This is a genomic window from Vannielia sp. ABF1_015, from assembly GCF_056160745.1.
The window spans coordinates 517,125-538,012 of record NZ_JBSWXT010000001.1 but is presented as its reverse complement, the minus strand read 5'-3'; the positions used below and the strand labels follow the sequence as shown (position 1 = coordinate 538,012).

Annotated in this window: 22 protein-coding genes; 13 read left to right on the top strand and 9 right to left on the bottom strand. The window is 61.4% G+C overall.

Translation table 11 applies throughout. The features are described 5' to 3' along the window. Positions 1–13: 13 nt before the first annotated feature. Positions 14–898: a ParB/RepB/Spo0J family partition protein gene (locus ACXAG6_RS02695; RefSeq protein WP_475334758.1), complete on the top strand. Its 885-nt coding sequence runs from the start codon at positions 14–16 to the stop codon at positions 896–898. On the opposite strand, the gene ACXAG6_RS02690 is transcribed toward ACXAG6_RS02695, so the two are convergent. Genes ACXAG6_RS02690 through rph form a run of 4 tightly spaced genes read right to left on the bottom strand, consistent with a single transcriptional unit; the run spans position 873 to position 3,696 of the window. Next, on the bottom strand, positions 873–1,226 hold the full coding sequence (locus ACXAG6_RS02690) for a YbaN family protein (protein ID WP_475334756.1): 354 nt from the start codon (positions 1,224–1,226) through the stop codon (positions 873–875). The genes ACXAG6_RS02695 and ACXAG6_RS02690 overlap by 26 nt on opposite strands. Further along, positions 1,227–2,378 (bottom strand): radical SAM family heme chaperone HemW, encoded by a 1,152-nt coding sequence (gene hemW, locus ACXAG6_RS02685; protein ID WP_475334754.1) that lies wholly within the window; start codon positions 2,376–2,378, stop codon positions 1,227–1,229. Beyond that, on the bottom strand, positions 2,368–2,979 hold the full coding sequence (rdgB, locus tag ACXAG6_RS02680) for an RdgB/HAM1 family non-canonical purine NTP pyrophosphatase (RefSeq protein ID WP_475334752.1): 612 nt from the start codon (positions 2,977–2,979) through the stop codon (positions 2,368–2,370). The genes hemW and rdgB overlap by 11 nt, the downstream gene beginning before the upstream one ends. 3 nt (positions 2,980–2,982) lie before the next feature. Beyond that, entirely contained in the window at positions 2,983–3,696 is a 714-nt protein-coding gene (rph, locus tag ACXAG6_RS02675) for a ribonuclease PH (protein WP_475334750.1), read from the bottom strand. 98 nt (positions 3,697–3,794) lie between these two features. On the opposite strand from rph, the gene hrcA reads away from it, so the two are divergent. Beyond that, positions 3,795–4,862, top strand: coding sequence for a heat-inducible transcriptional repressor HrcA (hrcA, locus tag ACXAG6_RS02670; RefSeq protein ID WP_140012497.1), 1,068 nt, complete (start codon positions 3,795–3,797; stop codon positions 4,860–4,862). Between the two features lie 3 nt (positions 4,863–4,865). Further along, on the top strand, positions 4,866–5,417 hold the full coding sequence (locus ACXAG6_RS02665) for a nucleotide exchange factor GrpE (protein WP_475334749.1): 552 nt from the start codon (positions 4,866–4,868) through the stop codon (positions 5,415–5,417). A 28-nt stretch (positions 5,418–5,445) separates the two neighbouring features. Here ACXAG6_RS02665 and mutS read toward each other — a convergent pair whose 3' ends face one another. Next, positions 5,446–8,061: a DNA mismatch repair protein MutS gene (mutS, locus tag ACXAG6_RS02660; protein WP_475337906.1), complete on the bottom strand. Its 2,616-nt coding sequence runs from the start codon at positions 8,059–8,061 to the stop codon at positions 5,446–5,448. A gap of 139 nt (positions 8,062–8,200) precedes the next feature. Here mutS and ACXAG6_RS02655 point away from each other — a divergent pair, with 139 nt between their 5' ends. Next, positions 8,201–10,456 carry an NADP-dependent malic enzyme gene (locus tag ACXAG6_RS02655; RefSeq protein ID WP_475334746.1) on the top strand — a complete coding sequence of 752 codons (2,256 nt, stop codon included), beginning with the start codon at positions 8,201–8,203 and terminating at the stop codon, positions 10,454–10,456. A 13-nt stretch (positions 10,457–10,469) separates the two neighbouring features. Continuing rightward, positions 10,470–11,339, top strand: a complete 870-nt coding sequence (locus tag ACXAG6_RS02650; protein ID WP_475334745.1) for a ribokinase — start codon at positions 10,470–10,472, stop codon at positions 11,337–11,339. Positions 11,340–11,363: 24 nt separating this feature from the next. On the opposite strand, the gene msrA is transcribed toward ACXAG6_RS02650, so the two are convergent. Further along, the gene (gene msrA / locus ACXAG6_RS02645) at positions 11,364–12,029 is read right to left on the bottom strand and encodes a peptide-methionine (S)-S-oxide reductase MsrA (protein WP_475334743.1); all 666 of its coding nucleotides are present in this window, start codon (positions 12,027–12,029) and stop codon (positions 11,364–11,366) included. A 121-nt stretch (positions 12,030–12,150) separates the two neighbouring features. On the opposite strand from msrA, the gene ACXAG6_RS02640 reads away from it, so the two are divergent. The 4 genes from ACXAG6_RS02640 to ACXAG6_RS02625 all read left to right on the top strand — a co-directional run bounded on the left by ACXAG6_RS02640 (position 12,151) and on the right by ACXAG6_RS02625 (position 14,536). Further along, positions 12,151–13,059 (top strand): D-amino acid aminotransferase, encoded by a 909-nt coding sequence (locus ACXAG6_RS02640; protein WP_475334741.1) that lies wholly within the window; start codon positions 12,151–12,153, stop codon positions 13,057–13,059. Further along, positions 13,056–13,322 (top strand): hypothetical protein, encoded by a 267-nt coding sequence (locus ACXAG6_RS02635; protein ID WP_475334740.1) that lies wholly within the window; start codon positions 13,056–13,058, stop codon positions 13,320–13,322. The genes ACXAG6_RS02640 and ACXAG6_RS02635 overlap by 4 nt, the downstream gene beginning before the upstream one ends. Before the next feature lie 4 nt (positions 13,323–13,326). After that, positions 13,327–14,028 carry a sulfotransferase-like domain-containing protein gene (locus tag ACXAG6_RS02630; RefSeq protein WP_475334737.1) on the top strand — a complete coding sequence of 234 codons (702 nt, stop codon included), beginning with the start codon at positions 13,327–13,329 and terminating at the stop codon, positions 14,026–14,028. Between the two features lie 94 nt (positions 14,029–14,122). Continuing rightward, on the top strand, positions 14,123–14,536 hold the full coding sequence (locus tag ACXAG6_RS02625) for a DUF7282 domain-containing protein (protein ID WP_140012489.1): 414 nt from the start codon (positions 14,123–14,125) through the stop codon (positions 14,534–14,536). A gap of 57 nt (positions 14,537–14,593) precedes the next feature. Here the strand turns inward: ACXAG6_RS02625 and ACXAG6_RS02620 are convergent, their stop codons facing one another. Both ACXAG6_RS02620 and ACXAG6_RS02615 read right to left on the bottom strand, forming a co-directional pair. Beyond that, positions 14,594–15,817, bottom strand: a complete 1,224-nt coding sequence (locus ACXAG6_RS02620; protein WP_475334735.1) for an argininosuccinate synthase — start codon at positions 15,815–15,817, stop codon at positions 14,594–14,596. A gap of 72 nt (positions 15,818–15,889) precedes the next feature. After that, positions 15,890–16,207: an Hpt domain-containing protein gene (locus ACXAG6_RS02615; RefSeq protein ID WP_475334732.1), complete on the bottom strand. Its 318-nt coding sequence runs from the start codon at positions 16,205–16,207 to the stop codon at positions 15,890–15,892. A gap of 180 nt (positions 16,208–16,387) precedes the next feature. Here ACXAG6_RS02615 and ACXAG6_RS02610 point away from each other — a divergent pair, with 180 nt between their 5' ends. After that, entirely contained in the window at positions 16,388–17,635 is a 1,248-nt protein-coding gene (locus ACXAG6_RS02610; protein WP_475334730.1) for a PP2C family protein-serine/threonine phosphatase, read from the top strand. On the opposite strand, the gene ACXAG6_RS02605 is transcribed toward ACXAG6_RS02610, so the two are convergent. Beyond that, positions 17,632–18,078 carry an NUDIX hydrolase gene (locus ACXAG6_RS02605; RefSeq protein WP_475334728.1) on the bottom strand — a complete coding sequence of 149 codons (447 nt, stop codon included), beginning with the start codon at positions 18,076–18,078 and terminating at the stop codon, positions 17,632–17,634. The two genes, ACXAG6_RS02610 and ACXAG6_RS02605, sit on opposite strands and share 4 nt — an antisense overlap. 77 nt (positions 18,079–18,155) lie before the next feature. On the opposite strand from ACXAG6_RS02605, the gene hslO reads away from it, so the two are divergent. From hslO to ACXAG6_RS02590, 3 genes are read left to right on the top strand one after another with little or no spacing between them, the layout of a single operon-like run. Then, positions 18,156–19,145, top strand: coding sequence for an Hsp33 family molecular chaperone HslO (hslO, locus tag ACXAG6_RS02600; RefSeq protein WP_475334725.1), 990 nt, complete (start codon positions 18,156–18,158; stop codon positions 19,143–19,145). Further along, positions 19,138–19,731 carry a CoA pyrophosphatase gene (locus tag ACXAG6_RS02595; RefSeq protein ID WP_475334723.1) on the top strand — a complete coding sequence of 198 codons (594 nt, stop codon included), beginning with the start codon at positions 19,138–19,140 and terminating at the stop codon, positions 19,729–19,731. The genes hslO and ACXAG6_RS02595 overlap by 8 nt, the downstream gene beginning before the upstream one ends. After that, positions 19,728–20,864, top strand: coding sequence for a CCA tRNA nucleotidyltransferase (locus ACXAG6_RS02590; protein WP_475334722.1), 1,137 nt, complete (start codon positions 19,728–19,730; stop codon positions 20,862–20,864). Before ACXAG6_RS02595 ends, ACXAG6_RS02590 begins: the two co-directional genes overlap by 4 nt. Positions 20,865–20,888 lie beyond the last annotated feature (24 nt).

Here is a 20,888-nt window from a genome sequence, read left to right as displayed (position 1 = left end):
AAGGAAACGCGCGATGGCTGAAAAGAAGAGAGGTCTCGGTCGTGGTCTGTCGGCCCTTATGGCTGATGTAGCACCCAAGGAAGACCAAACCTCGGCTCCCACCGGCACAGAACGCCGCTTGCCGATTGAACAGGTCGAGCCCAACCCGGACCAGCCGCGCCGCGATTTCGAGATGGAGCCGCTGCAGGAGCTGGCCAACTCAATCCAAGAGCGCGGCATCATTCAGCCTCTGATTGTCCGTAAAGACCCCGTAAAATCAGATATTTACCAGATCGTCGCGGGGGAGCGGCGTTGGCGCGCGGCACAGATGGCCAAATTGCACGAAGTGCCGGTCATCATCCGTGAGTTCACCGATGAAGAAGTCCTCGAAGTTGCGATCATCGAGAACGTTCAGCGCGAAGATCTCAACCCGATTGACGAAGCCCAGGGGTATCGGCAGCTGGTCGACAGGTTCGGCCACACGCAAGAGCACCTCGCCCACGCGCTTGGAAAAAGCCGCAGCCATGTCGCCAACCTGATGCGCCTGTTGCTGCTTCCTGAAGATGTGCAGCTGTTGCTGCGCGACGGCCGCCTGTCATCCGGCCACGCCCGTGCGCTCATCACGGCAGATAATCCTTCCGAGCTGGCAAGGCAGGTTGTGCAAAAGGGGCTGTCCGTTCGACAAACGGAGCAACTGGCCAAGTACGGCAAAAAACCCGCGTCCAAAGCCCCGAAACCCGAAAAAGATGCCGACACACGCGCGCTTGAGGCTGACCTGGCCGCCAATCTCGGCCTTAAGGTCGCAATCGAGCATGATGCTTCGGGCAAGGGCCGGCTTTCAATCGCCTACCGAGATCTCGACGATCTGGATGCCCTTTGCCGCGTTCTGTCCGCTACGCCTCTGGACGTGTCCAGATAAACACCATCACCCCGCTAAGTGTGATGGCTTGTATCAGCAGGACATGCGCAGGCAGTTGAAGCACCAAAGAAACCCCAAAAACGAGGCCAACGGACGCGGTTGCAGCCAGTTTTGCCCTCCGATGTATGGCCCCGTTTCTTCGCCAATCCACGATCATCGGCCCAAAGGTCCGGTGTGCCAGCAGCCAATCGTGCAGCTTCTCGGACGATCTGGCAAAGCAGAAAGCCGCTAGAAGAACAAAGGGCACCGTTGGCAGCAAGGGCAGCACAATTCCGATCACGCCGAGCATCAGGCTCACCGCGCCCGCCGCTGCCCAAAGCATCCGCATCTAAACCATCAACTCTCGAATAACCGCATTCAGCACCATCCTACCGCGCTGCGTGGCTCGGATGTTGCCCTCTTCCAGCCAAATCAACCCATCTTCTGAAAGCTGGGCAATACGCTGATCATCAAGGGGCTCGCCGGCCATGACAGCGTAGCGCGACAGAGATACGCCTTCATCAATCCGCAGCCCCATCATCAAATACTCTGACGCCTGCTCCGGGCCGGTCAGCGCTTCCCGGGCCTCCGCGCTGCCCTCCGCCTGCTGTTGAAACCACGCCAGCGGTGCGGATGTTGCGACTGTCGCATATTTCTGGCCCGCAAGCGTCAGCCGCCCATGCGCACCGGGGCCAATCCCGGCGTAGTCCCCATAGCGCCAATACACCAGATTATGCCGAGAAAAGGAGCCATCGCGGGCATGGTTAGAGACTTCATAGGCCTCAAACCCTGCCGTCTTCGTCATTTCTTGGGTCAGTTCAAACATATCGGCGCCAAGGTCATCATCGGGCAACCCACCTAGCTTCCCAATGGCGTAGCGGTCGCCAAAGGCAGTCCCGGGCTCAATCGTTAGCTGATAAAGTGAGAGATGGTCCGCGGCCATGTCCAACGCTTCCGAAAGCTCTTCTCTCCAACCCTCAAGCTGCTGATGTTGCCGCGCATAGATCAAATCAAAGCTCACACGCCCAAAATGCGCCTTCGCAACGTCCAGCGCCGCCTTTGCCTGCGCGACATCATGCAAGCGCCCCAAGGCCCGCAAGTCTGCATCTCGCAGCGACTGGATCCCAAGCGAAACCCGGTTCACCCCGGCTTCAGCATATCCCGCAAAGCGCCGTGCCTCGACAGATGAAGGGTTGGCCTCAAGCGTGATCTCAAGATCGTTCGCGCGTGGCCAATAACGGCCGATTTCTGCAAGTATCGCAGCAACGGTCTCTGGCTCCATAAGCGATGGTGTTCCGCCGCCAAAGTAGACAGAGTTGAGCACGCGCCCCTCTGTTTCGGCTCCAACCCGCGCAATCTCCCGCACGTAAGCCCCTCTCCAGGCGGAGTGGTCAATTTGGGCAGAAACATGGGAGTTGAAGTCGCAGTAGGGGCATTTGGCGGCGCAATACGGCCAATGAATGTAGAGCCCAAAGCCCCCGTCCTGCCAATCAGCGCGCAAAGCAGCCTGCAACGAGCTTTTTAAACGCTGCTGTCCGATGCGTAAGCGGAGCTTTATGCTCTGGGGTCATTTCGCCAAAAGTCTGGCTCTGGCCGTCCGGCAAGAACATCGGATCAAAGCCAAACCCGTTCGTCCCGCGCATCGGCCAAACCAACCGGCCTTCCGCGGCACCCTCAAACACCTCGTCGTGCCCATCCGGCCAAGCAAGGCACAGCGTGGCACGAAAGCGGGCAACCCGAGGCTCAGGGGCGGAGATACCCTCGCATTCTTCCCAAACACGGGTCATCGCCAGCGTAAAGTCTCGGCCATTCGGCGTTTCGGCCCAGTCAGCGGTATACACACCGGGCCGCCCACCCAGTGCATCAACCTCAATCCCGCTATCGTCGGCAAGCGCCGGCAAGCCGCTTGCCTTGGCGGCAAAATGCGCCTTGATCCGGGCATTTCCAACAAAGGTTGCCTCGGTTTCTTCGGGCTCAGCCAGCCCAAGCTCGCCCGCGCTGGTCACCTCCACGTCATAGGGCGCAAGAAGCGCGGAGATCTCCCGCAACTTGCCCGTGTTATGCGTGGCGATCACCAGTTTACTGCCGTCAAACCTGCGCAAGGCTCAGCCCCCCACTGCGGCCTTCTGGGCCGCAACAAGTTCAGCCACTCCGGCTTCGGCAAGGTCCATCAGCGCATCCATCTCGGACCGGGCAAAGGTTGCACCCTCGGCGCTGGCCTGCACTTCGATCAACTTGCCGCCACCCGTCATCACAAAATTTCCATCGGTCCCGGCTTCGCTGTCTTCCGCATAGTCGAGGTCCACCACCGGCTGCCCGGCATAAATGCCGCAGCTCACCGCTGCCACGTGGTCCAGCATCGGATCACTTGTAACGAGCCCGGCCTTCATCAGTTTCTGCACAGCCAGCTTGAGTGCCACCCAACCGCCGGTGATAGAGGCGCAGCGCGTGCCGCCGTCAGCCTGAATCACATCACAGTCAATCTGGATTTGCCGCTCGCCCAGCGCCTGAAAGTCAACGCCCGCACGCAGAGAGCGACCGATAAGCCTCTGAATTTCTTGTGTTCTTCCGCTTTGGCCGTTCTTAGCCTCTCGCCGCATCCGGCTGTGGGTCGCGCGCGGCAGCATCCCGTATTCCGCCGTCACCCAGCCTTTGCCGCTGTTTTTCAAGAAAGGGGGCACACGCTCCTCAACGGTTGCGGTGCAAATGACCTGGGTCTCCCCGCATTTGATCAGGCAAGAGCCTTCCGCATAGCGGGTGATGTCAGTTTCAATCGAGATCGGGCGCATGTCGCTCAGAGCGCGGCCGGAAGGGCGCATTTCAAGTCCTCCTCTAGGGTCGTCCCCGTCTTGGCCTTCCCGGCTCGTGGACGCAAGCAAGATTGACCTTCTCCGCCTAGCATCCCTATCTAAACCCCATGAACGATGCGGCGAAACTTCTGGAAGAAATGAACGATCGCTCCCGCGAGGTGTTCCGCCGGGTGGTCGAGAGCTATTTGGCAACCGGTGAGCCGGTCGGCTCCCGTACGCTCACGCGCGTACTTGAAGAAAAGGTCTCCGCGGCCACCATCCGAAACGTGATGCAGGATCTGGAGTATCTCGGGCTGCTGAACAGCCCCCACGTCTCTGCTGGCCGAATACCCACCCAACAGGGCCTTCGCATGTTTGTTGATGGCCTCCTCGAAGTGCGCGACCTCGGGGTCGACGACCGCGAGAAGATCGACGCGACACTCGGCAGCAACTCCACCGATGTCACCTCACTCCTCTCCCGTGTCGGTTCCGCCCTTTCAGGCACCACCCAGGTTGCCAGCCTTGTTCTTGCGCCAAAGCATGAAGCCGAGATCAAGCACATCGAGTTTGTCCAACTGGGTCCCGACCGGGCGCTTGTGGTGCTTGTGTTCTCCGATGGCCACGTTGAAAACCGCGTGTTCACCCCGCCCCCCGGGCAAACCCCCTCGTCCATGCGCGAGGCGGCCAATTTCCTAAACTCCTTTGCCGAGGGTCATTCCCTTTCCGAGATGCGCGGCCTCATCGAGCATGAAATTGGTGCACGACGGCAGGAGATTGATGCGCTCGCCGCTGATCTTGTGGCCGAGGGCACAGCCATCTGGGAAGCTCAGGGCGAGCCGCACGAACGGCTCGTTGTCCGGGGTCGCGCCAACCTTCTCGCCGAGTCGGAGCCAGAAGAGTTGGATCGAATCCGCACCCTCTTCGATGACCTCGAAAGGAAGCGCGACATCGCCGAATTTCTCGAACTGACCGATGAAGGCGAGGGCGTGCGCATTTTTATCGGTTCCGAGAACAAGCTTTTTTCACTTTCCGGTTCATCTTTGGTCGTTTCTCCATATATGAATGCCGACCGGAAGATCATCGGCGCCGTAGGGGTCATCGGGCCCACGCGGCTCAACTACGGCCGGATCGTTCCAATCGTGGATTACACCGCGCAGCTTGTCGGAAAGCTGATCGCGGATCGAGGCAAAGGGTAGAACATGGCAGATTCCAAGCAGGATCCGGAAGAGTTGATCGACATCGACGCGCTTGCCGAGGGTGGCGAAGAGGCGGCTGAGATGGACGAAGTCGAAATTCTCCGCGCCGAACGTGATGAAATGCGCGACCGCTTCATGCGCGCGCTGGCCGATGCCGAAAACGCCCGCAAGCGTGGCGAGCGTGACCGGAAAGAAGCCGAGCAATATGGCGGCTCCAAGTTGGCCCGCGATATGCTGCCGGTCTACGACAACCTCAAGCGGGCCCTTGAGGCCGCCGGTGGGTCTGACGGCAAGGGAGAGGGCATGTCTGCCCTGATTGAAGGCGTCGAGCTTACAATGCGCGAGCTGCTCAACATCTTCGAGAAGCACGGCATCACCCGGATCTCCCCCGCCGTGGGCGACAAGTTCGACCCGCAGCATCACCAAGCCATGTTCGAGGCGCCGCTGCCCGAAACCAAACAGGGTGACATCATCCAAGTCGCGGGTGAGGGTTTCATGCTTTACGACCGGCTGCTGCGGCCCGCGCAGGTGGGCGTCAGCTCCAACCCCGGCTAACCACTATAGGGCGGGTTTTATCCCGCCCTTACTCTGCCAGCCGCTTCAACTCGTAGATTACGTCAAGCGCCTCCTTGGGCGTTAGCTCGTCAGGCAATACGCCGGCGAGCTTTTGCTTGAGCTCATCGCTCTCAGCTTTCGGCGGCGGCGGCGCTTGTTTCGGCATTGCGGCAAAGAGTGGCAAATCGTCGATTAGCCGTGCCTTGTCGCCCCCTTCACGCTCGCCCTTCTCCAACTGCTCCAAAACCATCCGCGCGCGCGTCACCACTGCGTCGGGCAAACCGGCCAACTTGGCGACCTGCACGCCATAGCTCGCTTCCGCCGCGCCCATCCGCACCTCATGGAGAAAGATCACATCTCCCTCCCACTCCTTAACGGCGACCGTGGCGTTCTCGGCCCCTTTGAGTTTCGCACTCAGGGCGGTCATCTCGTGGTAGTGGGTGGCAAACAGCGCACGCGCTTCGTTGACGTCATGAAGGTGTTCCATCACCGCCCAGGCAATCGACAGCCCGTCATAGGTGGCCGTGCCGCGCCCGATCTCATCGAGGATAACAAGGCTCCGGTCGTCCGCCTGATTCAAGATCGCGGCAGTTTCCACCATCTCCACCATGAAGGTCGACCGCCCCCGGGCAAGGTCATCTGCCGCACCAACGCGGGAGAACAGGCTCGAAACGATCCCGATATGCGCGCGCCGTGCCGGCACAAAGCTGCCCGCCTGTGCCAGAAGCGCAATCAGCGCGTTCTGTCGCAAAAAGGTCGACTTACCTGCCATGTTTGGCCCGGTGAGCAACCAGATATGCGCGCCCTCGGCCCCATCCGACAGCCCGCAATCATTGGCCACAAACGCCTGCCCGCCCTCGCGCCTCAAAGCCGCCTCCACAACCGGATGTCGCCCGCCCTCCACTTCGAAGGCCCGACCATCATCCACCAAGGGCCGCACCCAGCCTTCGCCGCTGGCAAGGTCAGCCAGCGCACAGCAAAGATCCAGCTCAGATAGCGCCCGTGCGGCCGCGCCAACAGCGGCGGAGGCGTCCAGCACGGCCTCTTTCAAGGCGGAATAGAGACGTTTTTCAATTTCCAGAACACGCCCAGCCGCATTCAAAATCCGCGTCTCCAGCTCGCTCAGCTCAACGGTGGTGAAGCGAATTGCATTGGCCGTGGTCTGCCGATGAATGAAAACCTCCGAGAGGGGCGGCTTCATCATCTTGTCGGCATGGGTCGCCGTGGTTTCGATGAAATAGCCCAGCACATTGTTGTGCTTCACCTTCAGAGCCGCAATGCCCGTCTGCTCCACAAACTCAGCTTGCATCCGTGCAATCACCCCGCGCCCTTCATCACGCAGCGTGCGCACCTCGTCCAACTCGGCATCGTATCCAGAGGCAATAAACCCGCCATCCCGCGCCAAGAGCGGTGGCTCCGCCACGAGCGCAGCGTCCAGCAGGTCGGTCAGTTCATCATGCCCCCGCAGCGCCTGCGCGGCTTCGGCAATAAGGTCTGGCACTTCTTCATCCAGCGATCCCGCGAGGATCTCGGCCTGGGTCAGCCCGTTACGAATGGCCGCCAAATCCCGGGGTCCGCCCCGGTCGAGCGCCAGCCGCGAGAGTGCGCGGTCCATGTCCGGCACCCGCCGCAGCGCATCCCGCAGCAGCTCCCGCCGCCCGGCATCTAGCGCCCATTCTACGGTGTCGTGCCTGCGGTGTACCTCGGAGAGTTTCCGCGATGGCGAGGACACGCGCCGCTCAAGTAGCCGCCCGCCGCCTGCTGTCAGCGTCCGGTCAATCGCTGCAATCAGGCTGCCGTCCCGGCCTCCGCTCAGGCTGCGGGTCAGCTCAAGGTTTCTCCGGGTCGCAGCGTCAATCTGCATCACCCCGCCCATGTCCTCGGCCACCGGCGGGCGCAGAAGCGGCAGTTGGCCTTTTTGGGTCAACTCCAAGTAGGCCACGATCGCACCCATAGCTGAAAGCTCGGCACGCCCGAAGCTGCCAAACGCATCCAGCGTCTTTACCCCAAGCGCGTCGCACAGCCGGGCCCTGCCGCTTTCACTGTCAAAGCTCTCAGCGGATGCATAGGTGGCCGCAGCGCCCAAATTAGAGACTATTTCCGCCTGAAACGCCTCTGCGCGCTCGCTTACGAGCACCTCGCGCGGTGTCAGCCGCGCTAGCTGAGGCCCAAGCATCTCGCGCCCACAAGGTACAACGCGGAAGGCCCCGGTGGAGATATCCACCCACGCCAGCGCGCCCTCGCCCCTCACCTCGGCATAGGCCGCCAGAAAGTTGTGGCGGCGTGGCTCAAGCAGGCTTTCCTCGGTCAGTGTGCCCGGCGTTACGAGCCGCACCACCTCGCGCCGCACCACGGATTTGTAGCCGCGCTTCTTTGCCTCTTCCGGGCTTTCCATCTGCTCGCAAACCGCGACCCGAAAGCCTTTGCGAATGAGAGTCAGCAGGTAGCTCTCTGCCGCATGCACCGGCACCCCGCACATCGGAATGTCTTCGCCGCCATGCTTTCCCCGTTTGGTCAGGGCAATATCCAGCGCCGCCGCGGCCGCCACCGCGTCGTCGAAGAACATCTCATAGAAGTCGCCCATCCGGTAAAACAGCAGCGCACCCGGTTGATCTGCCTTGATCTCCAGGTATTGCGCCATCATCGGTGTGACTGTCGCAGAACTCACTCTTGCCCCCGTCCGCTTATCTGGCGGACCATAGCCCCCGCGCCCGGAAGGCAAAACCCCCGGTAGACGCCCGTGCGCAAGCGGGTTACGCAACGGACGCCAGAGGAGAAGAAACATGGCCAAATCACGGATCACGCCCGAAGAAGCGTTGAACTTTCACCTTGAACCGCGCCCCGGCAAGCTCGAGATCAACGCCACCGTGGCGATGACAACCCAGCGCGACCTTTCGCTAGCCTATTCGCCCGGCGTGGCCGTTCCGGTTGAGGCCATCGCCGAAAATCCGGCGGCGGCTTATGATTACACCTCCAAGGGCAACCTCGTCGCCGTTATCTCCAACGGCACAGCCATCCTCGGCCTCGGCAACCTTGGCGCGCTGGCATCCAAGCCGGTGATGGAGGGCAAGGCCGTGCTCTTCAAGCGCTTCGCCGACATCGACTCGATCGACCTTGAGCTAGACACCGAGGATGCGCAGGAGTTCATCAACGCCGTCAAGCTGATGGGCCCCTCCTTCGGCGGCATCAACCTTGAAGATATCAAGGCCCCCGAGTGCTTCATCATTGAGCAACAGCTCAAGGAAATGATGGATATTCCGGTCTTCCACGACGACCAGCATGGCACCGCCGTGATCTGCGCTGCCGGCCTCATCAATGCGCTGCACATCTCCGGCAAGAATATCGAAGATGTCCGCATCGTCCTCAATGGCGCTGGCGCAGCAGGCATCGCTTGCCTCGAGCTGCTCAAATCCATGGGGGCGAAACACGACAACTGCATCATGTGCGACACCAAGGGCGTCATCTACCAAGGCCGCACCGAGGGAATGAACCAGTGGAAATCGGCTCATGCCGTCAAAACCGACCTGCGCGATCTGAAAGACGCGATGGAAGGGGCGGATGTGTTTCTTGGCGTGTCGGCCAAGGGCGCGGTTACGCAACAGATGGTTATGAGCATGGCCGACAAGCCGGTCATTTTCGCCATGGCCAACCCCGACCCGGAGATCACCCCGGAAGAGGCACATGAGGTGCGCCCCGATGCTATCGTCGCCACCGGGCGCTCGGATTACCCAAACCAAGTAAACAACGTCCTCGGCTTCCCCTACCTCTTCCGCGGCGCGCTCGATATCAACGCACGTGCGATCAACGACGAAATGAAGATTGCCTGCGCCGAGGCTCTCGCCGAGCTGGCCCGCGCCGATGTGCCCGACGAGGTGGCCATGGCCTATGGTCGAAAGCTCGCCTTTGGCCGGGATTACATCATCCCTACACCGTTTGACCCCCGCCTGATCCACATCGTCCCCCCAGCCGTCGCGCGCGCTGGCATGGACACTGGCGTTGCCCGCCGCCCCATCGTCGATATGGAGGGCTACGAGGCGCACCTGAAGGCCCGGATGGACCCAACAGCCTCCATTCTTCGCTCCATCCACGCCCGCGCCCGCAATGCACAGGCCCGGATGATCTTTGCCGAGGGCGATGATGTTCGCGTGCTGCGGGCGGCGGTCGCCTATCAGCGGCAGGGTTGCGGCAAGGCTTTGGTTGTTGGGCGCGCCGAAGATGTAAAGGAGCGTCTCGAAGGGGCAGGGCTTGGCGATGCCGTGCGTGAACTGGAGGTGGTGAATGCCGCCAACACCACGCAGCTCGATGCTTACAAAGAGTTTCTTTACACTCGCCTGCAACGCAAAGGCATCGACAAGCAGGATGTCCACCGCCTCGCCGCCCGCGATCGCCACGTCTTCGGCGCCCTCATGCTGGCCCATGGCCACGGCGACGGTTTGGTCACAGGAGCCACGCGCAAATCTGCCCATGCGTTGCAGCTTGTCGGCAATGTCTTCGACGTCACGCAAGAGGCCGGGGCTGTTGCGGTCACCGCCCTTTTGCATCGCGGCCGGATCGTGCTGATCGGCGATACGCTGGTGCATGAATGGCCTGATGAAGAAGATCTCGCCACCATTGCCGAGCGCGGTGCAGCCGTGGCTCGCTCGCTTGGCCTTGAGCCACGCGTCGCCTTCCTCTCGTTTTCAACGTTCGGCTACCCCGTCTCTGAGCGGGCAGAAAAGATGCACCTGGCTCCACAGGTGCTCGATGCGCGCGGAGCCGATTTCGAGTATGATGGCGAGATGACGGTCGATGTGGCGATGAACCTCGACCAGATGGCCAACTATCCCTTTTGCCGCTTGAGTGGCCCGGCCAACGTTCTTGTGGTGCCTGCACGCCACTCCGCCTCGATCTCGACCAAGCTGATGCAAGAAATGGCCGGAGCCACGGTGATCGGCCCGATTCTCACCGGCATCGACAAGTCGATTCAGATCTGCTCGACAACCTCCACCGCGAGCGACATTCTCAACATGGCTGTGCTTGCCGCAGCCAAGATCGGATAGCCAGGAAAGCGCTGTGACCGTTTACAACTTCGGCTCGATTAACCGCGACCTCATCCACGAGGTGCCCCACATGCCCGCGCCGGGAGAAACCCTGGCCGCCACCCGCTACTCTGTCGGGCTTGGGGGCAAGGGGGCCAATCAATCCGTCGCCTGCGCCCGCGCGGGCGCCAAAACGGTGCATATCGGCGCGGTCGGGCAAGACGACGGCTGGTCTTTGGCCCAGCTTGAAGGCTACGGGGTTGATGTATCTCGTGTCCGCAAGGTCGAAACGGAAACCGGCCACGCGGTAATCTATGTCGATCTCACGGGCGAAAACTCAATCGTCATCCAGCGCGGGGCCAACGCCGAGCAATCGCTGGACGCGGTGGAAGCCGCGCTGGAGGAAGCCCAATCGGGGGACATCCTGCTGCTGCAAAACGAGACCCCGCTGATCGAGGATGTCGCAAAATCCGGCCGGAACAGAGACCTCTTCGTCATCTTCTCCGCCGCGCCCTTCGAGCCAGACGCCGTTAGTGCAATGCTTCCCTACATCGACTTGCTCGTGATGAACCGGGTCGAATGTGAAGAACTCGAGCGCCGCAACCAGATGCCGCTCGCAGAAATCCCGGTGCCCCACGTGCTCGTAACACTCGGGGCCGATGGGGCGATCTGGCGTGATCAGAGCGATGGCAGCGTTACCCATGTCCCGGCCCGCAAGGTGGAGCCGGTTGACACAACAGGCGCCGGAGATTGCTTTATCGGCACGGTCGCCGCTGCGCTTTCTGAGGGGATGAAGCGCAAGGAAGCGTTAGAGCTGGCCACCGCCGCCGCCGGTCTGCAAGTCACCCGTCCCGGCGCGGCGCCGGCCATGCCAACCCGCGCAGAGGTCGATGCAACTCTATAGCGTGGCTGCTGGGCGAAGCCGCTTTTAGCCGCCCGCAAAAGGGGCAGCCGAGCCCCACAACTGCCGAACCCGCGCGTCGCGCCCGCAACTTTCTCGATAGAGTTTGTAGGCCTTCGCTTTGGATCGCGGCCCAAACCGCGTGAGAATGATATCACCCTTCTTGTAATAATCCTGGTGATAATCTTCCGCCTCGTAAAACCGACTGGCGGGCAAGACGGGCGTCACCACCTCTTTGCCCAGCGCCGCCGCCGCATCAGCAATTGCTGCTTCCGCCGAAGCTCTTTCGCCTGAATCAGAGACGAAAATCGCGGTCCGGTAGGTTTCCCCCCTGTCACAAAATTGGCCGCCCGCATCGGTCGGGTCAACGCTCCGCAAGAAGGCATGCAGGATCATATCGTATGTGATCACATCCGGATCATAGCTCACCTTCACCGCCTCGTAGTGCCCGGTGCCACCGCTTACCACCTGCTTGTAGGTCGGGTTGGCCACGGTGCCGCCGGCGAACCCCGAAACCACTTCCTTAACGCCCTTCAGCTTTTCAAAGTCCGCTTCCACGCACCAAAAGCAGCCGCCCGCCAAAATAGCTGTTTCTGTCCCGGCCGCCTTGGCGGGTGCGCAATTCAACGTCACCCCAATGGCAACTGCTATCGCCAGCAGCATCGGCCGTCCGCGCCTCAATTTCATCAACATGGGTCATCCTCCTGTTTCGCAGAGCCTCGCCGCGAACCCATGCCACCGTCCAATCACCGGGGCGTGACCTCACACCGTATTTATCCTTGGAAACATCCTGCCGCCTCCGTAGCCTTCATTCATGAACGAACATGTCACCACACATACCGCCGAGGATGACCCGCGAAACGCCGACATCCTGATTTGGCTCAACGGGGCGCTGAAACCCCGGGCTGAGGCGCTCGTCAGTGTTTATGACAGCGGCTTCATGCTCGGCGATGGCGTGTGGGAAGGGTTGCGGCTCTATGATGGCCGCTGGACCTTCTTGGATGAGCACCTCAACCGGCTCTTCGAGGCCGCCAAGGCGATTGATCTCGATATCGGGATGACCGCAGATCAACTCGTGTCGGCAATAACAGAGACACAATTCGCCAATGGTATGACCACAGATGCCCATGCGCGCCTCATGGTCACACGCGGCCTCAAAACCCGCCCGTTTCAGCACCCGTCCCTATCCGTTACCGGCCCTACCGTGGCGATCATCATGGAGCATTCCAAACCCTCCATCCCCCGCCCAATCCGCCTCGCCACCGTGCCACACCTGCGCGGCCTGCCGATGACTCAGGATCCAAAGCTGAACTCGCACAGCAAGCTCAACTGCATCCTCGCCTGCATCGCCGCAGAAAAGGCCGGAGCCGATGAAGCGCTAATGCTCGACGTCCACGGCTTCGTGAACACAACCAACGCCTGCAACTTCTTCATCGTCCGCAAGGGCGAGGTTTGGACCTCAACCGGCGACTACTGCATGAACGGCATCACCCGCCAAAAGGTGATCGACCTCTGCCACGCTCATGGCATCCCCTGCCGCGAGAAGAACTATTCTCTTGTGGAGGCTTATTCGGCCGATGAAGCCTTCCTCACCGGCACCTTTGGCGCGCAGACACCCGTGGGCGAAATAGACGGGCGCCAGATCGGAACTGGAGAGATGGGCCCGCTCACTGCCCGCATCCGCGCCCTCTACAAAGCACTCGTCACGGAGCCCCCCGCATGAAACGCCTCCTCCCCGCACTTCTCCTCTCGGCCTGCATGACAGAGCCGCAACTATCCCCAACGGGTGAAATCACGTGGGAGGAGGCGCGCGCGCTCTTCAAGGCCTGCAAGGTGGAGTACGCCTATCAGGACCATCAGCGGAACGTGGAGCTCACCCTGTTCGACGGCAGCACTGTCACAACCGTGGAGCCGGGTCTCGATGATATTTTCCGCACCGACGAGCTGGCCCCCGGCTGCCCCGAAATCGCGCTGATTACAGAGTGACGCCATGAAAATCGCCATGTGGTCAGGCCCGCGAAACCTGTCGACGGCGATGATGTATGCCTTTGCCGCCCGAGGCGATTGCGCGGCCTGGGATGAGCCCTTTTACGCGGCCTATCTTGCCGCCACCAGCATCGACCACCCCATGAAGGCTGCGATTCTCGCTGAAAACCTCACTAACCCAGCGGAAATAGCCGCAAGATGCGCTGGGCCCAATCCCGGGGGTAAGGCCCACTTCTACCAAAAGCACATGGCCCTCCACATGGTCGATGGCATGCCGCTGGATTGGGCTGAAGGCTGTGTGAACGTTCATCTCATCCGCCACCCGGCCCGTGTGGTGGCAAGCTATGCCGCAAAGCGAGAGCACCCAACACTGTCCGACATCGGCTATACCCAACACGCCGCAGTTTTCGCGCGCTTTCCCGGTCCGGTCATTGATGCAACCGATATTCGTGCCAACCCTGAGGCGATGCTACAAAAGCTCTGCGCCGAGATCGGCCTCGCCTTCACGCCATCCATGCTTTCATGGCCAGCCGGCCCCAAGCCCTTCGACGGAACATGGGCACCCCATTGGTATGGCGCCATTCACCGCTCCGCCGGTTTCGCTGGTGCCGAGGGTCCGCTGCCTGAGCTGGGTGGTAACGAGGCCGCGCTCGCGCGATCCGCAATGCCGTTCTACGCGGATATGGCTGCTCGAACACTTTCTTGAAACTCTTCGCACCGCCGCCCCGTGTCTCTCTGTAAGGCGGGCGCATAACGTGCCTGTCCCTTCACAATCGAAACCATATTCGAAAGGGAGAGACATGAAGAAATTTATCCTCACCACCGCAATCGCGCTGACCTCCACCGCGGCCTTCGCCGCCAGCCATTCCATGGCACCCATGGTTGAAGCCGCTGACCAAAGCGTCGAAAACGGCGTTGTTTCGGCTGAAAAGGTCGTCGCCGGCGAGAACGGATGGCTCGTGGTGCACCGCACCGACGCCGACATGAAGCCCGGCCCCGTGGTTGGCCACGCGCCCCTGCGCATGGGCGAAAACATGGACGTCGCCGCCATCCTCACCGAAGAAGTGGCCCCCGGCGACATGCTGATGCTGATGGTTCACTCCGAAGCGGGTGGCATGAAAACCGGTATCTTCGAATACACCCTCGGCGCCAAGGAAGACGGCCCAATCAAGCCCGAAGGTAACTTGGTGATGACGACCATCACCGCGCAGTAAGCGTAACCCGTTTCGAGCAGTCGGGCGGCACTCTCTCCGGGTGCCGCCCGTTTGCGTTTAGCCGACCCGCTTGTTCCGCGTAGCAATCAGCTTGAGGCGCAGCGCGTTGAGGTGGATGAACCCCTGCGCGTCCTTCTGATCATAGGCGCCCGCGTCCTCTTCGAAGGTCACATGCGCTTCGGAATAGAGCGTATGGTCCGATTTCCGCGCCACGCATTTCGCCGAGCCCTTGTAGAGCTTCAGCGTCACCGTGCCGGTCACATGCTCTTGGCTGTGGTCGATGGCGGCCTGCAGCATCTCGCGTTCCGGGCTAAACCAGAAGCCGTTGTAGATCAGCTCCGCATAACGCGGCATCAGCTCATCCTTCAGGTGCATTGCCCCTCGGTCGAGTGTGATGCTTTCAATCCCGCGGTGCGCCTCAAGCAGCAGCGTGCCCCCCGGCGTTTCGTAGATCCCGCGCGATTTCATGCCAACAAAACGGCCTTCCACAAGGTCGAGCCGACCGCAGCCGTGTTTGCCGCCCAGCTCGTTCAGCTTGGTCAGCACGGTCGCCGGGCTCATCGCCTCGCCGTTGATGCTGACGGCATCGCCCTTTTCAAAGCCGATCTCTACGAACTCCGGCTTATCCGGCGCATCCTCGGGGTGAACCGTCCGCTGATACACGTAATCAGGCGCCATTTCGGCGGGGTCTTCCAGCACCTTGCCCTCCGAGGAGGTGTGCAAAAGGTTCGCATCCACCGAGAACGGCGCTTCGCCACGCTTGTCCTTGGCAATCGGAATCTGGTGTTGCTCGGCAAATTCGATCAGCTTGGTCCGGCTGCTCAAGTCCCACTCCCGCCATGGGGCAATCACCTTGATTTCCGGGTTCAGAGCATAGGCGCTCAACTCAAACCGAACTTGATCATTGCCCTTGCCGGTCGCGCCGTGAGCCACGGCATCGGCCCCGGTTTCGGCGGCGATTTCAACCAGCCGCTTGGAAATGAGCGGGCGCGCAATCGAAGTGCCCAGCAGGTAGACCCCTTCGTAAACCGCATTGGCGCGGAACATCGGGAAGACGAAATCGCGCACAAACTCTTCGCGGACATCCTCGATAAAGATGTTTTCCGGCTTGATCCCCAGCAGCTCTGCCTTCTTGCGCGCCGGGTCCAGCTCTTCGCCTTGGCCAAGGTCGGCGGTGAAGGTCACCACTTCGCAGCCATATTCCACCTGAAGCCATTTGAGGATGATCGAGGTATCAAGCCCGCCGCTATAGGCGAGAACAACTTTCTTGGGGGCGGTCATGTGCCGGGCGCTCCGTCGTCTTGCGTTCAAGGCGGCGGTCTATGCCCTTTCGAGGGGGAATCCAAGGGGCTGTCAGGCGTGCGGCCCTTGTTCAAAAGCCACCCGCGACGCCCGGAAACTCGCCACCACAGCCGCCGCCTCGCTGGCGCCCGCGCCGCCGTCCCGTGCACGCAGTTCTCCATCCTGGCAAAGCTGGGCAACTTCCGTGAAGCCCATGTTAAGCGCCGAACTCTTGAGGAAGTGAAAGTCCTCCTCCCAACTGGCAGATTGCCCGGCCTCGAATTTGATCAACACCTCCTCAACTTCTTCAAGAAAAAGCTCTGTCACCTCCTCAAAGGCTTCATCGCCCACTTCATCCCGAAGTTCGGACACACGCGCCCAATCAATCATACCAAACTCCTGATACGCCCTTGCCGAGCAAAACTAAGCGCCATCGGTTGATGGAAGATTACTTGATCCCAAAAACTTATCCGCTTCACCCAACCTTAACGCCTCCCTGCCAAACCATCCGAGCAGTTGCAGAAGAGACGACACACCTTGCAAACAGGCATCGCAAAGCCCGCGCCCCCCATGCGTTCCTCGCCTGCCAGGCAGCGCACGGTTCTCGTTGTCGATGATAGTCGGATGCAGCGGCGGATCCTGTCTGCGATGCTCACCAAATGGGGCTATGCCGTGCGCGAGGCAGGCGGCGCAAAGGAAGCGCTTGATATTTGTGTCGTCGATCCGCCGGATTTTGTGCTCTCCGATTGGATGATGCCCGGCATGAATGGGATCGAGTTTTGCACCATCTTCCGCGCCATTCCGCGTGAAAGTTACGGTTACTTCATCCTGCTGACCTCCAAGAGCAGCACCGAGGAGGTCGCCGCTGGGCTGGATGCCGGGGCTGATGACTACCTCGCCAAACCCATTTCACCTGATGAGCTTCGGGCCCGCATGGCTGCCGGCGAGCGTATTCTTGGTATTCACGCCGAACTGGTGGAAAAGAACCGCCTCGTCACCGAAACCCTCGGCCAGATCTCATCGCTCTACGATTCGCTCGACAGAGATCTGCAAGAGGCCCGCAAACTCCAGCAATCCCTCGTGAAAGAGCGGTTTCGCAGCTTCGGAAGTTCTCAGGTTTCCCTGCTGCTGCGTCCCTCCGGGCATGTGGGCGGCGATCTTGTCGGATTTTTCTCGATCAACTCCGATCGTGTTGGCCTATTCGGCATAGATGTGTCCGGCCATGGCGTCTCCTCCGCTTTGATGACCGCCCGGCTCGCCGGCTTCCTCTCGCCCACCTCGCCAGATCAAAACGTCGCCATGATGGAAAACGAGCTTGGCCTATACGATGCGATTCCCCCGGCCGAGCTTGCCGCCACGCTCAATCGCCTTGCCTTCACCGAGTTGGAAACCGCGCACTACTTCACGCTCGCCTACGTCGATCTTGATCTCACCACCGGGGCCTTCACCCTCGTGCAGGCCGGCCACCCCCACCCGATGATCTTGCGGGCGTCTGGTGCAATCGAGATCATCGGCGAGGGCGGAATGCCCGTTGGCCTGGTGGAAGAGGCCAGCTTCGAGCAGATTTCCCGCCAGCTGAACCCCGGTGACAAGCTCTTTCTCATGTCCGACGGCCTGACAGAGGCGATGGACCCGAACGGCCAGATGCTTGACGAAGACGGGCTGGCAGCCTTGCTGCGCCGCAATGCCAGCACCCGAGGGCCGGGGTTTCTGGAAGCGCTGACATGGGATTTGTCAGAATACGCCGGTGCGCAGGACTTTGAAGATGATGTCTCCGCCGTTCTCTTCGAATTCGATGGCCCGAAGGCAATCAACTAACGCAACCCGGCAAGTGCCCGCGCAGCAAAATGCGCGTCTCCCCGGTTTCCAAGCAACGCAATGGCCTCATCCGCGTCAAGCCAAACAGCGGAGTGTCCCGGCTCGGCGGGCGGCCCCAACTGGCGCACCGGGCGCGCCAGCACCACGGTGCAAATCTTCTCGGCCCAAAGCTCATAGTCCGGCATATAGGTAAACCGACGAAACGCGCCCAGCCGTCGTAGCGGCGCAATGCGCCAGCCGGTCTCTTCCAGTACCTCGCGGTGCAGCGCGGCCATCGGCTGCTCGCCCGGATCAATCCCGCCACCCGGGAGCTGAAACTCCGCCTTGGGCTCCTCCTGAAACGTCACCAGCACCCGCCCACCCAAGGGCAGCAACGCATAAATCCCCGGCCTGCGCACATAGCGCCGCCCCGCCTCCACAGGCTCTCCAAATCGTCTTGTCACGCACTGCCCCTTTGCCTTGCCCCCCTTCGCCCTTATATGGCACCGACAAGCCAAGCCTCCACCGTCAAGGAAAGCAAATGACCCTCGGTGCACAGATCGCCTGGGACGATACCGTCCTGCCCTTCCAGCTCGACCGCTCCGATATCCGGGGTCGCGTGGCCCGTCTCGACGGGGTGCTCGACGAGATTCTCGCCCAGCACGACTACCCCGACCCGATCGAGCAGCTCGTAGCCGAAATGGCTCTGCTGACCGCCATGATCGGCCACACCATGAAGCTGCGGTGGAAACTTTCGCTTCAGGTGCGTGGCGACGGTCCGGCTCGCCTCATCGCCACCGATTACTACGCCCCCGAAACCGAAGGCGGCCCGGCCCGCATCCGCGCCTACGCCAGCTTTGATCGTGAGCGCCCGCTTGAGGGCAAGCCCTTTGATCTGATCGGGTCCGGATACTTCGCTATCCTGATTGACCAGGGCGAAGGCACCACACCCTATCAAGGGATCACACCGATTGACGGAGGCTCGCTTTCTGCGTGTGCAGAGACATATTTTGCCCAATCCGAGCAACTCCCCACAAGGTTCCACCTGCGCTACGGTCGCTCGCTCGATGCAGATGGCACCGCTGGAAGCTGGCGCGCGGGCGGCATGATGTTGCAGCTCATGCCCGAGGCCTCACCTCTGCTGAAGCCAACCGAGAGCGAAGAGCCGCGCCTGCTCCAGCCCTCCGACATGCTCGACGATGAGAATGAAGAGCACTGGAACCGCGCCAACATTCTCCTCGACACAGTCGAAGAGCTTGAGCTGGTCGGCCCGGCCATTCAGCCAACAGACCTGCTCGTGCGGCTTTTTCACGAGGAAGGCCCCCGCGTCTTCGATCCGCAGCCGGTCAAGTTCGGCTGCACCTGCTCGGAAGACCGCGTGCGCGCCTCGCTATCGATCTATTCGGCAAAGGACATTGCCACCATGACAACGCCGGAAGGCAGGGTCACAGCCGATTGCCAGTTTTGTGGCGCTCACTACAATCTCGATCCGGCCACGCTTGGCTTCGAGGCAAAGGATGGCAATGACTGACACAGAGGCTCGGCTTTTGGCGGCCCTCGCCGCGCCGGGCCGCCCTTCGTCGGACTATGACCTAAACCCAAGCCACCCTTCGGTGCGGGTCAAAACACGCGAGGCTGGCGTGCTGGTCCCGGTCTGGATGAACGGCCCCGCGCCGCGTCTGATCCTGACCAAGCGCAGCTCCCGGCTCAAACACCACCCCGGCCAGATCGCCTTCCCGGGCGGCAAGGTCGATCCGGGCGATGCCGATGCCGTCGCAGCTGCCCTGCGTGAGGCCGAGGAAGAAATCGGCTTGCCCCGCGGCGATGTCCGCGTGCTGGGCACATTGCCCGCCCATGAAACCGTCACCGGCTTTTCGGTCACTCCGGTCATTGGGGTGATCGAAGGCCCGTTTATCCCTGTGCCGGAAGCTGGGGAAGTCGATGAGGTCTTTACCGTCCCTCTCGCCCACATCCTTGATCCAAACCGCTATGCCGTTCAAAGCCGCTACTGGCAGGGCTACGACCGACGCTATTATACCGTGCCCTACGGTCCCTATTATATCTGGGGCGCGACCGCGAGGATGCTGCGCGCCCTTGCCGACCGCGCCGCGGCATGACCCGCCTCACCGCAGAATGGCTCGCAGCCCCCGGCCCCAGCGCTCTCTGTGCCGCTCTCGAAGCGGCAGGCCACAAGGCGCTCTTTGTCGGCGGCTGCGTTCGCAACGCTCTGCTTGATGTGCCTGTAACTGATCTTGATCTGTCCACGGATGCGCACCCAGAAACAGTCACCAATCTAGCGGAAAAGGCAGGGTTTCGAGCAATCCCCACCGGGATCGAACATGGCACAGTCACCGTGGTGGCAGGCGACGTTCCTATCGAGGTCACAACCTTTCGGCGCGATGTTTCTACTGACGGGCGCCGCGCCTCGGTCGCCTTTTCCGATGATGTGGCCGAAGATGCCGCCCGGCGCGATTTTACCATGAACGCGCTTTACTGCGACATGCGCGGCGCACTGGAAGATCCGCTCAAGGGCCTCCCCGATCTTGAGGCCCGCCGTCTGCGCTTCATCGGAAACCCGGCAGACAGGATTGCCGAAGACTATCTGCGCATCCTCCGCTTCTTCCGCTTCACCGCCTGGTATGCCGACTCGGCCCACGGCATCGACGCCGAAGGCCTCGCCGCCTGTGCCGCTGGGGCAGAGGGGCTCTCCCACGTTTCTGCCGAGCGCATCACAAGCGAAATCCTGAAGCTGCTCGCCGCAGCAAACCCGGCCCCCGCCGTCGCTTCGATGGATGCATCGGGCGTGTTGCATCGAGTGTTGCCCGGGGCAGACGCCCCCACGCTCGCACGCCTCATCCACTTCGCCCCCGCGCCTGACGTCATCGCCCGCCTCGCCGCGCTGGGCGGAAGCCGTGAGGGCCTGCGCCTGTCGCGTGCCGAAGAGCGCCGCGTCGAAACCCTGCTGACAGCCGCCGCCAGCCTCGCCCCGCCCGCTGCGCTAGGCTATCGTTTTAGCGCGGAAGATGGCCTTGCCGCTCTCTATCTCCGCGCCGCGCAGATAGAGACTATTCCACCCGAAAATGCGCAATCAGACGCAGAATATGGCGCCAGCCAAACCTTCCCCGTCACCGCGAATGACCTCATGCCACAACTCACCGGCCCCGCCCTTGGCGCTCGGTTGAAAGAGCTTGAAGCCCGCTGGATCGCCTCTGGTTTCCAGCTCACCCGCAAAGAGTTGCTGGCCCCCTAGTTTCCTTCCCGGTCGTGTGAGCTA